This window comes from Pseudoalteromonas sp. JB197 (assembly GCF_002332205.1).
In the GTDB taxonomy this organism is placed as follows: Bacteria; Pseudomonadota; Gammaproteobacteria; order Enterobacterales; family Alteromonadaceae; genus Pseudoalteromonas; species Pseudoalteromonas nigrifaciens.
In genome coordinates this window covers 878,717-893,093 of sequence record NZ_NRGZ01000001.1, presented here as the reverse complement: position 1 = coordinate 893,093, position 14,377 = coordinate 878,717, and the positions used below count along the sequence as shown (strand labels likewise).

Below are 14,377 nucleotides of genomic sequence, written 5' to 3'. Positions count from 1 at the left end.
TTATAATTTAAACACAAAAAACGCGCTAATTAGCGCGTTTTTTATTTATGCATCGTTATCGCCTATTTATGGGGAACAGCCACACTACATAGGCTCTGCCTTGCCTAAAGGCCAAACACATTGCTGCAAATTTAACCTCGAAAGATAAACTTGTAAATATTTAAACTAAAGAACTTAATGCGGCAAGGGTTACAATAGCGGCTAAACCTAACTGCCCTACTAGGCTAACTAAAGAAAAGCCTCTTAATACAAATAATCCCCACGGGTGTTTAATGTGCGGGTACAGCGCGCAGCGCTTTAAAGTAGCCGCAAAAAAGAAACACACCGCCGCAATCATAGTTAGAGTTAATGTTAATTCGCTTTTTATGGTTATTGTTTCATCAAAAAAGAAAAACAATTGCACCGGCAATAATAAAGTAACCAGAGCATGCAGCGCATGCACTTTTTTAATGCGATCAAACTGCCCTTCAGGCGACAACTCTTTAATACCAAAGTCGCGCTCAAGGCACTTTACTAAGTTACTCGCTTTTATGCTCACTGCTAAGCGATAACAGCTAAGCCCTTCGTTATTACGCACTCTAAAGTCATACCCCGCCTTTAGCAGCAATACCATAAGCGATTCGTTTTTAGAGAGCACAGCATAATGCAAGGCAGTATTCCTCTTATCATCAACTGCTTTTTTATCTTGTTGGCTCAGCAGGGTTTCAACTACATTTACGTAGCCTTTTTCAGCAGCCCACATAAAGGCCGTTTTATTGTGCTCATCGGCAAGCGTACCTGTTGCGCCTTGCTCAATAAAGCGCATGGCCATCATTTGCTTAGCGGTTTTTTTATTTAAATGAGCAAGCAAAGCTTTTTCAAGTAGTACCACAGAATCTACATCCGGCGATACTTGAGTGAGTAAAGTAAAGTAGTCTTTGCCTTTAGCCACTTTTTCACTTGCCAGTTCAGTTAAATGCTCAAGATCGGCAATTGAACCTGGAATATAAGCACTCAAACGTTCTCTAAAATCAACTTCTTGCCACAGAGCTAGCGTGTCAACCGCCGATAATTTACTGCGATTATTTAACGCATGCTCAATTAGAGTAAAATAGCGTTTAGCAAAAAATAAACTAAATAACGACTGCGGTGTATCAATCTCATTTTGCGCCGATACATTCGCGTATTTTTCGAGCCGTTGGCAAAGCATAAGTACTAAGCTTTCGGGGGTATATTCGTTATCAAAATAATGTTCTTTTACCGCGCTTATATACGTTTGTGCACTTTCGTCATACTCGCAAATATGTTGAAAATAACACTCTTCAAAAGGCTCCAGCGGAGTAAACCACGCTAAATAAAATATGGGCGGTAAAACAGTAGTACATACTCCATCATCTTCATGGGTAGAACGACAGGCAGGCCAAGTTTCTAAAGCATCTAAAATAAAGGCACCATTTTGTTCTACAAGTCCTTTGATAAGTAATGGGTATTCCTTTGGCCAAATCAGTACATTTTCCATTAAAACAACACAACTCCAGTGTAGCTTGGGACAGTGGTCAGTTATAGCAGCTTTTAGCTGACACCACGCTTAATCGACGAGCCGATATTCTAGCACACCTTGATCGCCACGCTAGCGCAAAGTAACGCAATACTTATAAAATAAAAAAGCAGCCAACTACATAACTAGTTGGCTGCTTATTTGGTTGGAGCTGGACTTAATCAGGGTCACATAATCTACTATTAGTTGTTTCTTAATTCGCTAATAACGCTCTCTATACCTACATCAGAAATACGTTGTATAATTTCTTTTTGCTTGGCGCTGAGCAATGAAATGCCTTCTGCAACTATGTCGTATACTTTCCATTGTTCATCTTTCCCTAAGCGCAATTTAAAATGTAAATCTATAGTAGGCGCATTTGCTTGTATTATCTGGGTTTTAACCGTAGCGTACTGTGAGTCGCTCAAAGCGTTATCTTGCTCAAAAACTACTTTTTGACCAGTGTACTTCATTAAAGCACCGGCATAAGTGCCTGTTAAATAATGCTCTACTGCATCAATAAAATTAACTGCTTGCTCGCGCTCAATGCCCTTTATATGTTTACCTAATAATTTAAATGCTACAAATTTTATATCAATATGCGGCATTAAGCGCTGCTCAACAATGTTAAACATGTCTTCTTTACTTGCATCGCCTTTGGCATTAACTTGGGCTATATCGGCAAATAAAGTATCGGCTACGCTTTTAAGGAGTTGTTGTGGAGATTGTTGCGTTTGAGCAAAAAGTGAGCCGCTAAAGAATACAGCTACAACGAGAAACAGTTTTAAAAACTTCATAATAAATTATTGTCTGTGTGATTAAGATGACGCTAATTTACGCGATAATTACACCTTTAAATAGGCTTAAATAAGCAACTTATTAATGCCCATTTAGCACCAATAAAACAAAGTAAATAAATTCAATTAGTTAATCAACCTCGGTTAACACCCTATATACAAGCGTATTTTTGTCCCATTGAAAACACCCATGTTGCGCCCTTACTATTTAGTCACTATTTAACTCAGGCACAGCACTGACACCTATGAAAACGTCATTTTTATCATTATTTATATTTGTTTTATTATTCACGAGTCAACACGCATTCGCACAATCGCAGCACGGCTACGCAATTGATCTGCTCAAGGGAGAAGGTGGCGTAAATGGCTTTAAACTAGCCCATCAATATTATCCTACAGGGTTGCAGTCTTTACTTGGCGATACGCGCTTTTATTTCGAAACCAGTGTAAACCTTTGGCAATATAACCATGGCGATAAAACACAGTCTAATGTAGTGCTTGCCATGTCGCCTGTGCTGTTGTTCCCAGCATTTAGCATTAACAATACCCCCATATATGTAGAAGCGGGTATTGGTATTTCATTGGTTGATGAAACCTATTTTGCGGGTAAAAACATTAGCACTCACTATCAGTTTGAAGACAGAATTGGCTTAGTTGCTGATTTTGGCGAAACCAACGTGGCGCTAAGAATTATTCATTACTCTAATGCGGGCTTTAAAGATCCCAACCCCGGGCTAAATTTTTTAACTCTATCGGTAGCAAAACGCTTTTAAATACTGCATTAGCACCATTTTTTAAGTCACTTTATTGCTGTTTTAAACTAAAACGCTCACACTTATACTTTGCTTATAATTAACGGACGTTGCTATGCAAACTTGGCACATGGTTGTTATTGTTATCATTGTATTTGCTATTATTATTGGTAATCTTGCACTGCTAAAGCACTCGGCAAATTTACCCTTTAAAAAAACAAAGCCCGATAAAACTAACTCTACAGATACAAAAAAGCCCTGAATATCAGGGCTTTTTACTGCTTAATCTTTATAACCAACTAACCAACTAACCAGTGCGCCATTAAGGCAATAACTGGTAAAGTGATTAAGGTTCTAAGAATAAAAATAATAAACAATTCAAAAATATTAACCGGTATTTTACTGCCTAGTAAAAGTGCACCCACTTCCGACATATAAATAAGTTGCGTTACACTCATTGCCGCAATAATAAAACGGGTTACGTCGCTTTCAATTGTGCCCGCTGCTAATATTGAAGGAATAAACATATCAGCAAAACCAACCATAATCGTTTGTGAAGCAAGCTCAGCTTCTGGTATTCGTAGCAGCTCTAAAAATGGAATAAACGGCATACCTAAATACTGAAAAACAGGGGTATATGTGGCAATAATTAACGCAAATGTACCTACCGCCATTACGACAGGTAATACAGCAAACACCATATCAAATGCATTGTGTAAGCCTTCTTTTAACGTGCCTTTAAACCCTGGCGATCTATGCGCTTTAGCTAACGCAACATCTAAAGAATGCCCAAACAAGGTTTTACCACTTGGTACAGACTCAGCATGCTCATCGCGTTTACTGCCATCTATAAAGCTATCTTTTTTGAAGCGTAACGGCGGTAAGCGCGGCACAATAATCGCAGCAACCACACCGGCTAAACACACAGTTAAATAAAACGGTGCAAAGTGACTCTCTAAGCCCACTTGTTCAATAACCACTAAGCTAAAGGTAATCGAAACTGCCGAAAACGTAGTACCAATTATGGCCGCTTCACGCTCAGTGTAATGTTTTTCTTCGTACTGACGCGCAGTCATTAAAATACCTACGCTGCCATCACCTAACCACGACGCCGCACAGTCAACAGCACTGCGCCCCGGCACACCAAATAACGGACGCATAAGTTTAGTAAACAAGGTGCCCACTAGCTCTAACAAACCAAAATTTAATAACAGCGGCAGTAATAAACCCGCTAAAACAAATACCGAAAACAAAATAGGCAATAAATCGTTTAAAACCAAGCCGCCCGTATCTGCCGAGGTAATAGCATTAAATACCGGTAATAAAAACGCAGGAAGCGCCGAGCTCACGTCTGCGCCGGTTTGACTAATAAAGGTCAAAACAATAAACAGCATACCCAGTAAACGAATACCTAGCCAAAGCCAGTTAACATCAAATAAGTGTTTTAGTATAAAAGACTTTTTAATAAAGCTAGGCTTAACAACTTTAGCTAATAGCGAAAGCACACCCGTTACACAAATAATGAATGTAAGTAGCTCAATCATAATAGAGCTAATTCCCTCTTTAATTGCTTTAGCCATTAATGCAATGGGAATGGTCATACCATCAGCAATAGGGATTGGTGTCATAAATAAAAACAAACCAATTAGCGAAGGAACTAAAAAGGTAAGCCAAGTGCGCATATCATACTGCGACGAAGTGGGTAACTGAGACATATTTTTAACCTATAAAAACCACAAAAAGAGCAAAGTGCTCTTTTTGTGGTAAAAGTTTATTATTATTAAATATTAATACCGCGCTGAATGAGTGCAGCCACTAATGCTTGCTGTAAACCATTCATAGTACCTGGCTCAAGCGTATCGCCTTGTTCATCCATCCAGGTCAGACTAGTGCCGCCTTGTTTGGTTTTACTTACTAATATTTGATATTGACCTTCATCAATAGGTAGTTGGGCTACTTCGTCACCCCAAATAGAATCCCATACACTTGACTCTGGTTTTTTGTAATCTGCAGTAATTAAGCCTGTATCTTGATTAATTTCAACAATAGTGAACGACAAACGCTCTAAAAACCCTGAAAAACGGTCAAATACAGCTTCATACGACTGCTCAGTTACAAGTGCTGCATTACCTTTGTTATCAAAGCCCATCTCTAAAGAAATAATACCTTGGCGTTTGCGCATATCAACTTCAAGTTGACGATAACGATAATCAAACTCGCTAATAACTTGGTTAAGTGCACGCACTTCTAACTGTTGCTTTAATAAATCACTTAAAGGCTGATCACCTTTAAAGTCAATAAGTTCAGCACTTAATGAAGCCGTACGCTGATGCGATTTTTCTTCAATTGTAAATTTAAAACGTTCTAAATCAACACTTTCGTCGCTATTCCATAACCAGCTTTCTTCTGGCTTAATAATAGCGTACCAATCTGTTTCTATAATGCCTAGTAGCTTGTCTGCTTTAGTCGCTTGCGTGTTATTGTCGGCTAAAACCGCATTAATAGACTCCCAAATAAACTCATCTAGGTCATCAATACCATCGTTTTTATCAAAATAAACACGGGCGTTTTTATCTGTTTCTTCAACCCAACTACCCTTTGCTACTGTAAGTACTTGAGCAGGCGGACGGTAATTTGTAGCATCTGGATTATTACTATATTGGCCTACATCCATTTTATATGTTGGATCTTGAGCGGGTTGTGATAACGATGCAGGCACTTTTACTGCTTCATGAGCGCGATAATTACGCTCGTCATGTGCATCATTAGTAAATACACTACATCCTGATAAACTTACCAATACACTTACTGTTAGTGCTTTTGGGATCCAATACTGCACAGATATTTCTCCTTAGCATACCCTTTAATTGTTTTAACAAGTATATGAGTGGGTAATGCCGATTTGGTTCAGTGTAAAATCAATATTAACTTTACAGTTATAATTTGGTTGCCTGGTTGCTTAATACTCACCTCTGTTAACAAAAGTAAGCAACAAATAGACACATTTGGGCTATGGTACTTTCCCATGCTTGTAAAAACAAGAAACACTGTACTTTTAAACTGCTAAATTAGCAGCCTGTGTAGTTTAAACACGTTTTTGTGTTAAACTTCGCCGCCACGCAACTTTATGTGTTTACTTTTTGTGTTGCCAACTGCGCTGTTGTAATTCAAGTAACTTAGGTATTTAAACCCATGACTGCACACTCAAATCATCAAATTGTTTTAACAGCTATTGGCGAAGACAGGTCTGGCATAGTTAGTGAGTTAACTCAGCTAGTAAGCGATTGCCACTGTAATATAATAGATAGCCGCATTGCTATTTTAGGTAACGAATTTACATTTATCATGCTACTTAGCGGTGACATGTCGGCCATTAGCCGCATAGAACACACCCTGCCTACCAAAGCGATGGAACTGGGTTTGCTCACTATGATGAAGCGCACAGCAAGTCATAACCAAGGAGCGTTTCGCGCCGGTTACACACTAGAGTACACAGGCACCGACACCCCCGGCACTTTGAGTAAAGTTACGCGCTTTTTTGCAGACAACAATATTATTATTTGCTCACTAAAGTCTGACACTTATGATGACGAAGAAGCAGTAATGAGAATGCGCTGTGAACTAGAGTTTAATATTCCTGTTGAAGTAGATGTAGACCAATTTAAAATTAGTTTTGAAAAACTTTCTCACCTTCTCAACGTAGACTATATATTTAGACGTATTCGTTAAATTAAGGAGCAAGCATGAACAAAATCAGCCCATTACAAGCCGGCGATAACGCCCCCGCTTTTAGCTTACAAAACCAAAACGACGAAACAATTACCTTAAGCGAGTTGTTAAAACAGCAACAGGTACTGGTTTACTTTTACCCTAAGGCGTCAACACCTGGCTGTACCGTACAAGCCGAAAACCTACGCGACCAGCAAGCAGAGCTGGCAAAATTTAACACCCGCGTAGTAGGCATAAGCCCAGATCCAATTAAACGCCTTAAAAATTTCGAAACTAAAAAAGAACTTAACTTCGATTTACTCTCAGATGAAGATCACGCCATTGCAGATGCATTTGGAATTTGGGGCTACAAAAAATTTATGGGCAAAGAATACGACGGCATACACCGCCTGACGTTCTTAATCGGTCAAGACGGCAAAATTAAACACCTGTTCGATAAGTTTAAAACCAAAGATCACCATCAGGTAGTGTTGGATTATCTCGCAGCAGAATAAGTTAGCGGCAGAGTAAGTTACTCGCTGTTAGAAATTAGACATAAAAAAGCGTTGCTCAAGGGCAACGCTTTTTTGTGGGTGTTGATTAAATTATACTTTTCATCGAAAGGTAAACTCACAGCGACTATCAAACGTTCAATGATGATAATGTCTGAAGTCAAGATTTGACCCCTACGGCCTATGGTTTTTGTTCTACATTCGCTACGCCCAAGATCGACATATCTATTATCTGATAATTACTGCAAATTTATTTACTCAGCGACGTTTGACAAAAGTAAATTTAAATCATCGATGACTTGAGTCCACATGCTGTTTTTATCCCATTCCTCTTGGAGAAACGTGCGTTGGCTATCATTCCAAATCTTAGATTCTTTTAATGATTCGCCTGCTGCTAATTGATTTTTTCGATAAACTCATTAATGGCGTCATCCGAACTGTCTAATCCTAATTGCGCAAACAAGTTATTCATCGTATATTCTGATTCTGCTAACATTTTGTTTCTCCTACAATTATTTTAATTTAAACCTTAGCATATTGGCCCGGGTAAGTATACTCAGCCTGGGTAGAGCACGCGGCTTACCCTGTGTTTTGGTTCGTTAATAAATTCCCACATCAAGCCCAGCTGCTATGGTCATACCTAACGCTTCGCATTGCTCAAGAAACGCTGGTTGCCAGTCGCCACGACACACTAATGGTGGATGAGCCCAGTGCCAACGCAAGCCACTACAAATTGATTCAACTGCTCGGCAAGTACCAGTACCATCGTTACCAGCACGAACAAATAATGCACAAGGCAAACCCTGTTTTACATCTAGGCAAGGGTAATAACAACGGTCAAAAAAATCTTTCAATGCGCCACTCATATAACAGAGGTTTTCCGTCGTGCCCATAATTATCGCATCGCAAGCTAATACATCTTCAAGTGTGGCGTTTAATGGTGATACCCAGCGGGCTTGTACTTGCTCAATTTCTGGATGCTGTGCCCCTGTCAAAACAGCATTAACCATTAACTGGGTATTTTTAGAGGGCGCATGGGCAACAATTAACAGTGTTTTCATAGTTTTCCTGCTTTTGTGTTTTAGCGGCAACTGTTTTTCGCCAGCTGTGTTACTGCCGATAGAGTAGAATTTTTATACTATAAGATAAAGCCATTGATAAGTTAATACTATGACATTAGATAAAATACCGGCGCAAATTGCCACTGCTCGGCAAGGGCCATGTGAAAAATGCTGCCTGAGACAAAGCGACAAAGGGGTCAAATCTTGACTTCAGACATCACGATTAATTAACGACTGATCTCCAATCGTACGACAACGCTAAATGCTGATAATAATTGGCAAGATATTTTGCTGTGTCGGATGGCGCTTCGCTTATCCGACCTACGTTTTCAAATATATAATGCGGGTTTATTAGGGGGTGGGTATTCGTTGGGTTTCGCTACGCTCTACCCAACCTACGTCGTTTGTCTTAAATTTTTACGCAAGCAAAAATAGCATTGCCCGAATTACCATTCCACGGGGTTATTTGCTCATAGTTATGCTCAAATATATGGATTTCGAAATAAGGCTGCAAAACTGCTTTTAGCTCGGTGAAGCTAAGCGCCACCATGGGGTGTTCATCATTCCAGATGAATGTTTCATCGCTTGTGGTTTTTTCAATACGCAGTTTTAGCGACTGTTTTTCGCCCGTGCCACTGTAATGCCAGCCAGAGCTGAAGGTAAATAAACTATTTTCACTAGTTGCTGTATGTTTTACAAATGAATCGTTATTTATAGTATTTTTATCAACTGCGTTAAAACACAACATGCCACCGGCTTTTAGTGCGTTATGTACGCTGATGATACATCCTTTTAATTTTTCAATGCCATCACAGTAGTGAATTGAATACAAAAAACAGGTAATTAAATTTTGCTGCTGCGCTACGGTAAACTCGCTCATATTTTGCAATGTAAATTGTGCTTCTGGGCAGCGAATAGCGGCTCTATCTAGCATAGGTTGATTAATGTCGAGGCCACTGCTTGTATAGCCAAAATTAATAAAATGCCGTACATGCGGGCCTGTGCCACACGCTAAATCTAGGTGTGTATTTGCGCCATTACCAAAAATTTGGTGTAACCGTTTAATAAAATGGCTTTGAGCTTGATAATCTATATCAGCGCACATTAAGTCATAGTAACCAGAGAGATCTGTGTATAAAGCATTTGCGGACATATTAGCCTAGTTATTAAAGGGTAAGTAATTTGGGTGGCGCATAGTAAACTAGTTATTAGTATTAGCGAAGTAAGCTTTAGGGTAGATGTAATTAAGGGTTGTCGGATGGCGCTTCGCTTATCCGACCTACGTAATATAAATTAACGCCGAGCTGGTATTAGCTCACAGCTAATCACTTAAAACCCGGCTTAATTATTAGCTAATCCCTAAATACTTATGCACTTGAATTGATAAGCGCCAGTTTTTAGCAATACAGGTTTTAATAGCCAGTTTAGTTGCAGACTCTTTTTGGCTAATAGGCTGTAAATAAACCAATTTAGGGTTAACACCCGTTTTAACAAACAGCTCTTCTAGCTCCTCTACATGCTTTTGCATGGCAACGGGGTGTTTAATTTCGTTGGCGCGCTGCATGGCGGTTGTAAGTACCTCAAAACCGCCGCGCATATTAATTTTTGGCGATACAGTAACCCAAGTTTGCGCTGGGGCAAGTATTTCAAAGGTGCCGCTGGTTTCTATTTGCGTACTGAAGCCGTTTTCGTGCAATAAATTACACACTGGGTTTAAGTCGTACATGCAAGGCTCGCCACCTGTGATCACCACATGCTTTGCGGTATAACCACGTGATTGAAATAACGCTAATATGTTTGCTGCGCTGGCTTGTGCCCAATGATCTGAATCGGCCTTTTTTTCTACTGTTTCGTCAAGCGACACTTTGTACACATTATCAACATCCCATGTTTGTTTTGTATCGCACCAAGAGCACCCTACTGGGCAACCTTGCAAACGCAAAAATATAGACGGTGTACCTGTATAACTAGCTTCACCTTGGATGGTTTCAAACACTTCATTTATTTTGTACAAAAGAGAACTCACTTACGATCAAGCAGCAAAATTGCTACCATTAAGGACTAAATAGCGCAGCGCAAAAATTGTTATTTATGCCGTGGGCATGTAGTATATCGTGCCCTGATATAAACCTCTATTAAAACTAAAGAGCAAAACCAGATATGACGCAAAAAGTAGTAGTTATTTATTCCGGCGGTATGGATTCATTTACCGTATTAAATAAGGCCCTGCAACAAGGACATGATGTTTATGCCTTATCGTTTGACTATGGTCAGCGTCATGTAAAAGAACTTAAGGTGGCAGCCCAGGTATGTAAGCAATTAAATGTGCCACACAAAATTGTTGATATTTCGGCTATTAATCAAATTATTGGCGGCTCATCTTTAACTGATGATATTGACGTGCCAGAAGGCCATTACGAAGAAGACAGCATGAAAAGCACAATAGTGCCAAACCGTAATATGATTTTACTGTCTTTAGCGGTAGGTTATGCAGTGTCGCTTAAAGCGAGCCAGGTTTATTATGGTGCCCACTCTGGGGATCATGCGATTTACCCTGATTGTCGTCCTGAATTTGTGCAAAAAATGGATGATGTGTGCCGCATTGCCAACTACGATGCCGTAGAAATTTTTAGCCCGTATTTAAACAATACAAAAATTGATATTTTAACCGATGGCATTGCAATGGGCTTAGATTACAGCCAAACATGGACCTGTTATAATGGCCGTGAAAAAGCCTGTGGTAAATGTGGAGCATGCCAAGAGCGCTTAGAAGCATTTGAGGTCAATAACTTAACCGACCCGCTAGAATACGAATAAACAATTTATTAAGGCTATCATCGATAGCCTTTTTTATGGGTGCTTGTTTATAGCCAGCGTTTTACTTTGTTTTTGTATTGGATGTAATCCTCACCAAAGAGCTGAGTAAGCGCCCGCTCTTCAGGAATAATTTGAAACAGTGTTAAGTAGGCAATAAAACCCGCCACACACAAAAGTGCCCATAACGAGCTTAACCAAATACCCCACCCTAGTAGTATAAATACAAAACCCACATACATAGGGTTACGAGAAAACCTATAAACGCCACTGGTAACTAAATTTGTCGCTTGCTCTGGTTTACTTGGGTTTACTGTGGTGTTAGCCAAACGAAAACTAACCAATCCGGCAATACAAAATACGCAGCCTATAGTTACTAAACTCACCGTTAAATATAAAATAAAGGCACTAAAATCAATCACACTATAATGTGCAATTAAGGCCATTATTAATGCAAAAAAAAGCACAACAACAAGTGGAGGAATTTTATTATTTAACATAGCAGCTCACTTAATTAGTTAATAAAAGGGGCAAACTCTTTGCTTAATCATTACACAATATAGCCAATGTATAAACTACCAGCACACCGGCAATCAACATTTAGAAAAATAAAGTTACAATTAGGCGCTTTATCGTAAATGTATTACGGTTATACTTTAACCAAAGTAATTAACAGGAAGCGGTTATGTCGGGCACTACCATGATTGTATTAATTGTACTTATATCTGTTGGCTCTGGAGTTATATACGATATGTACAAAAAACATTTAGAATTTAAACACCGTATGCAAAATAATAATAGCGATGCTAATAAGCACCTTGCTGAAGTAAGTGCGCAAGTTCAAGCATTAAAAGAGCGTGTGCAAACCCTTGAAACCATAGTTACCGATTCAAGCTTTGACGTAAAACAAGAAATAAATAAACTATAAATAATTTTCATATAAATGGGCGTTTTCTGGCTGCTCAATACCGTGGGCAGCTAAAAAACCACCAATAACCTGACCACAGCCCTGTGGTGCTCGGGTGCTGTCTATTTCAAAGTTTAATTGATTAGCGTGCTGCTTGCCCATAGAGCACAAGCCTACCGCGTCTGGCGAACGTATAGCTACACTTAACTCCCCTATTTGCTCGGCCATTACCTGTTTGCTAAAGCGTGCAAAATTTTTATATTTAAAGTGCTCGCTTACATACTCGTTACTAATGGCTACAAGCGCTGTAATAAAGCCATGTAAAAAGCTATTTGCCGACGTATCGGTTATTAAAAATGCCATGGTTTTATTATTAAACTCATTTAATTGGCAATCACTACAATTAAGCTCAAGCGTATATAAGTGCTGTTTACTGGTTATTACTTGATGGTTTTTAATCACTATGCTCATACCGGCAAATATCAGCCGTTTAGCTATCGATTGAGCGCTCGCTTGATCAGTGCTATTACTTACCAACTCAGGGTTTTGCGCCATTAATGACAAGTCGTGATGGTTATTAAATGGCGTACTTGTTGCCCCTTTATGCGTTAATTGCAGCAGCTCTCGCACTTCGTGCTCTCGTGCTATTTTAAGTGCTAAAAACGCAGTTTGAATAAGCTCTGAGGTTGGTAGGTTTTTTTCTACTAGCCAGCGCCTGCCAAATAATAATTTTTTTGCGCGAGTGTGATTTTTGTTAGCTGCGCTATTTTTCTCGCAGTTTGAATTATTTGAATAGTTGTCTGGGCTAAGCACTGCCACTTGTAAGTAAAGCTGTTCATTTTGCTGGGCAGCAACCACTCTAAAGTGCGCCGAAAAGTCGATATTTTCAAGCACTGTATTAACACTTTCAAGTGTGTGTTGGTAGCGTAAAAAATGCTGTGGAACAACCCAATTATTATTCTTTAATTGCACCAAAGGGGCAAACGAAATTGGCTGCTCGTAACTGTATTGCCATTTTTTATTATTGACGAGAGGTATACGGTGGCTGTTTTTATTTGGCATAAATTAGTTCGCACATGGCAATGTATTGTCTGTAGCTATTTACGTTATTAGCGGCAATATTAGATCACATTTATGTGCAATTCTAAGTGGCTAATATTTAATTAATTAAGCTCTGCGTTTGTGATGATCGGGTGCAGGAATGCCTGCCTTAAAAGTAAAATTACCTATTACCCCCATAAACACTACTTTAGGTAAATAGCGCCTTAGTAATAAAAATGGCGCATGTATTATAAACATTGCGCCACGGCTCATTTTTTACTGGTAACTAATAACTAAAAACTGGTTATTAATTAAGAGTCATAATTTAAATTAGGCTACTGTTTGCGATGTTTTATAAACAAGCGCTTTTAAGCTTCTGTCACGATCTACTTCAATAAAACGCTCTGTAGCAGCTAACCGTTCAACAAACTCAATAGCGCCCTCTGTGTGCTCTGTAATTAAGGCTTTAAAAGCCTCTTCACTAAGCTCTGGGCTGTTAGCGCAAAGTAATAGCTGGGTTGTATCGCTTAATAGCTCAGGTAATCTGCGCAGTACTTTTTGATAGTCTTTCGTTAAAATAAAGCTGCCTTTTTGAAAGCTTGGCGGATCAACAATAATGAGAGCAAACGGCGCTGCTTTTTTTAATTTACCAAACGACTTTAAAATATCATGCGGTAAAAAGCTCACCCCTTTATTAAAGCCATTGAGCTGATGATTTTGTTTACCCACCCTAAGCACGCCTTTGCTCATATCCATGTTCATTACATGATCGGCTCCGCCTTGCATTGCCGCCAGCGAAAACCCACAGGTATACGAAAATAAGTTAAGTACTTTTGCCTGTTTACTGTTTGCTTGCACAAACTCACGGCCGCTGCGCATATCAGGAAATATTCCAGTATTTTGGCGGCTGGTTAAATCAACTAAAAAGCCAATACCGTTTTCTTTTACCACATGTTGGCTAGGCAATTGCCCATAAACCAGAGTATTTTGGCTTTGTACACCCGCGCGCTGCTGATACACAAGCGCAGTTATAAGCTCAGGGTGATGTTGCTGCGCCCATTGCCACAGCACACTGGTTAGTTCGCTCAGCGTTGGCTCATCTATTTCATCATAAGACACTAAAAACAAACTAGGTGGGTAAAAGTCTAAGTTAATATGGCTTAGCGCTTCTACGCTATGGCCGCGGCCATGAAACACGCGGCACAGCTCATTTTTTAATAAAGGGGCATCGGCTAATGCGTCAATAAGTGGAGTAAAATTAGGGGTCAT

16 protein-coding genes and 1 pseudogene are annotated in these 14,377 nt (G+C 39.4%); 6 read left to right on the top strand and 11 right to left on the bottom strand.

The window, feature by feature from the left end; genetic code table 11:
- Nucleotides 1–160: 160 nt before the first annotated feature.
- Both CIK86_RS04325 and CIK86_RS04320 read right to left on the bottom strand, forming a co-directional pair.
- The gene (locus tag CIK86_RS04325) at nt 161–1,498 is read right to left on the bottom strand and encodes an ankyrin repeat domain-containing protein (protein ID WP_086998125.1); all 1,338 of its coding nucleotides are present in this window, start codon (nt 1,496–1,498) and stop codon (nt 161–163) included.
- A gap of 221 nt (nt 1,499–1,719) precedes the next feature.
- Nucleotides 1,720–2,313, bottom strand: coding sequence for an ABC transporter substrate-binding protein (locus tag CIK86_RS04320; RefSeq protein ID WP_086998128.1), 594 nt, complete (start codon nt 2,311–2,313; stop codon nt 1,720–1,722).
- Between the two features lie 245 nt (nt 2,314–2,558).
- Here CIK86_RS04320 and CIK86_RS04315 point away from each other — a divergent pair, with 245 nt between their 5' ends.
- Together CIK86_RS04315 and CIK86_RS04310 are read left to right on the top strand one after the other, a co-directional pair.
- Nucleotides 2,559–3,086, top strand: a complete 528-nt coding sequence (locus CIK86_RS04315) for an acyloxyacyl hydrolase (RefSeq protein ID WP_011327814.1) — start codon at nt 2,559–2,561, stop codon at nt 3,084–3,086.
- Nucleotides 3,087–3,180: 94 nt separating this feature from the next.
- Nucleotides 3,181–3,327: a DUF2897 family protein gene (locus tag CIK86_RS04310; RefSeq protein ID WP_011327813.1), complete on the top strand. Its 147-nt coding sequence runs from the start codon at nt 3,181–3,183 to the stop codon at nt 3,325–3,327.
- Nucleotides 3,328–3,364: 37 nt separating this feature from the next.
- On the opposite strand, the gene CIK86_RS04305 is transcribed toward CIK86_RS04310, so the two are convergent.
- Together CIK86_RS04305 and bamC are read right to left on the bottom strand one after the other, a co-directional pair.
- Complete coding sequence (locus CIK86_RS04305; RefSeq protein WP_086998131.1) at nt 3,365–4,780, bottom strand: YjiH family protein; 1,416 nt, start codon at nt 4,778–4,780, stop codon at nt 3,365–3,367.
- Between the two features lie 65 nt (nt 4,781–4,845).
- Nucleotides 4,846–5,904 (bottom strand): outer membrane protein assembly factor BamC, encoded by a 1,059-nt coding sequence (gene bamC, locus CIK86_RS04300; protein ID WP_086998134.1) that lies wholly within the window; start codon nt 5,902–5,904, stop codon nt 4,846–4,848.
- Nucleotides 5,905–6,257: 353 nt separating this feature from the next.
- Between bamC and CIK86_RS04290 the strand changes: the two genes are divergently transcribed.
- Nucleotides 6,258–6,794, top strand: coding sequence for an ACT domain-containing protein (locus CIK86_RS04290; protein ID WP_011327809.1), 537 nt, complete (start codon nt 6,258–6,260; stop codon nt 6,792–6,794).
- A gap of 14 nt (nt 6,795–6,808) precedes the next feature.
- Nucleotides 6,809–7,288 (top strand): thioredoxin-dependent thiol peroxidase, encoded by a 480-nt coding sequence (gene bcp / locus CIK86_RS04285; RefSeq protein WP_058373011.1) that lies wholly within the window; start codon nt 6,809–6,811, stop codon nt 7,286–7,288.
- A gap of 251 nt (nt 7,289–7,539) precedes the next feature.
- On the opposite strand, the pseudogene CIK86_RS19335 reads toward bcp, so the two are convergent.
- The 4 genes and pseudogenes from CIK86_RS19335 to queE all read right to left on the bottom strand — a co-directional run bounded on the left by CIK86_RS19335 (nt 7,540) and on the right by queE (nt 10,360).
- Nucleotides 7,540–7,781 (bottom strand): annotated as a pseudogene (locus tag CIK86_RS19335) (DUF2789 domain-containing protein).
- 103 nt (nt 7,782–7,884) lie between these two features.
- Nucleotides 7,885–8,346 carry a flavodoxin family protein gene (locus CIK86_RS04275; RefSeq protein WP_086998138.1) on the bottom strand — a complete coding sequence of 154 codons (462 nt, stop codon included), beginning with the start codon at nt 8,344–8,346 and terminating at the stop codon, nt 7,885–7,887.
- A 409-nt stretch (nt 8,347–8,755) separates the two neighbouring features.
- Nucleotides 8,756–9,499, bottom strand: coding sequence for a class I SAM-dependent methyltransferase (locus tag CIK86_RS04270; RefSeq protein ID WP_086998142.1), 744 nt, complete (start codon nt 9,497–9,499; stop codon nt 8,756–8,758).
- 195 nt (nt 9,500–9,694) lie between these two features.
- Nucleotides 9,695–10,360 (bottom strand): 7-carboxy-7-deazaguanine synthase QueE, encoded by a 666-nt coding sequence (queE, locus tag CIK86_RS04265; RefSeq protein ID WP_041454388.1) that lies wholly within the window; start codon nt 10,358–10,360, stop codon nt 9,695–9,697.
- A 146-nt stretch (nt 10,361–10,506) separates the two neighbouring features.
- On the opposite strand from queE, the gene queC reads away from it, so the two are divergent.
- Nucleotides 10,507–11,163: a 7-cyano-7-deazaguanine synthase QueC gene (queC, locus tag CIK86_RS04260; RefSeq protein WP_011327802.1), complete on the top strand. Its 657-nt coding sequence runs from the start codon at nt 10,507–10,509 to the stop codon at nt 11,161–11,163.
- Nucleotides 11,164–11,210: 47 nt separating this feature from the next.
- Here queC and CIK86_RS04255 read toward each other — a convergent pair whose 3' ends face one another.
- A complete protein-coding gene (locus CIK86_RS04255) occupies nt 11,211–11,660 on the bottom strand; it encodes an isoprenylcysteine carboxylmethyltransferase family protein (protein ID WP_011327801.1) in 450 nt (149 codons plus the stop codon).
- Nucleotides 11,661–11,845: 185 nt separating this feature from the next.
- On the opposite strand from CIK86_RS04255, the gene CIK86_RS04250 reads away from it, so the two are divergent.
- Nucleotides 11,846–12,088, top strand: coding sequence for a hypothetical protein (locus CIK86_RS04250; protein WP_011327800.1), 243 nt, complete (start codon nt 11,846–11,848; stop codon nt 12,086–12,088).
- Here the strand turns inward: CIK86_RS04250 and CIK86_RS04245 are convergent.
- Complete coding sequence (locus CIK86_RS04245) at nt 12,083–13,129, bottom strand: hypothetical protein (RefSeq protein ID WP_086998145.1); 1,047 nt, start codon at nt 13,127–13,129, stop codon at nt 12,083–12,085. The two genes, CIK86_RS04250 and CIK86_RS04245, sit on opposite strands and share 6 nt — an antisense overlap.
- A 309-nt stretch (nt 13,130–13,438) precedes the next feature.
- Nucleotides 13,439–14,377, bottom strand: coding sequence for a class I SAM-dependent methyltransferase (locus tag CIK86_RS04240; protein ID WP_086998148.1), 939 nt, complete (start codon nt 14,375–14,377; stop codon nt 13,439–13,441).

Coding starts and splice junctions, on each gene's coding strand:
- CIK86_RS04325 (WP_086998125.1), bottom strand. CDS start 1,498: ATGGAAAATGTACTGATTTGGCCAAAGGAATACCCATTACTTATCAAA.
- CIK86_RS04320 (WP_086998128.1), bottom strand. CDS start 2,313: ATGAAGTTTTTAAAACTGTTTCTCGTTGTAGCTGTATTCTTTAGCGGC.
- CIK86_RS04315 (WP_011327814.1), top strand. CDS start 2,559: ATGAAAACGTCATTTTTATCATTATTTATATTTGTTTTATTATTCACG.
- CIK86_RS04310 (WP_011327813.1), top strand. CDS start 3,181: ATGCAAACTTGGCACATGGTTGTTATTGTTATCATTGTATTTGCTATT.
- CIK86_RS04305 (WP_086998131.1), bottom strand. CDS start 4,780: ATGTCTCAGTTACCCACTTCGTCGCAGTATGATATGCGCACTTGGCTT.
- CIK86_RS04290 (WP_011327809.1), top strand. CDS start 6,258: ATGACTGCACACTCAAATCATCAAATTGTTTTAACAGCTATTGGCGAA.
- bcp (WP_058373011.1), top strand. CDS start 6,809: ATGAACAAAATCAGCCCATTACAAGCCGGCGATAACGCCCCCGCTTTT.
- CIK86_RS04275 (WP_086998138.1), bottom strand. CDS start 8,346: ATGAAAACACTGTTAATTGTTGCCCATGCGCCCTCTAAAAATACCCAG.
- CIK86_RS04270 (WP_086998142.1), bottom strand. CDS start 9,499: ATGTCCGCAAATGCTTTATACACAGATCTCTCTGGTTACTATGACTTA.
- queC (WP_011327802.1), top strand. CDS start 10,507: ATGACGCAAAAAGTAGTAGTTATTTATTCCGGCGGTATGGATTCATTT.
- CIK86_RS04255 (WP_011327801.1), bottom strand. CDS start 11,660: ATGTTAAATAATAAAATTCCTCCACTTGTTGTTGTGCTTTTTTTTGCA.
- CIK86_RS04250 (WP_011327800.1), top strand. CDS start 11,846: ATGTCGGGCACTACCATGATTGTATTAATTGTACTTATATCTGTTGGC.
- CIK86_RS04245 (WP_086998145.1), bottom strand. CDS start 13,129: ATGCCAAATAAAAACAGCCACCGTATACCTCTCGTCAATAATAAAAAA.
- CIK86_RS04240 (WP_086998148.1), bottom strand. CDS start 14,377: ATGACCCCTAATTTTACTCCACTTATTGACGCATTAGCCGATGCCCCT.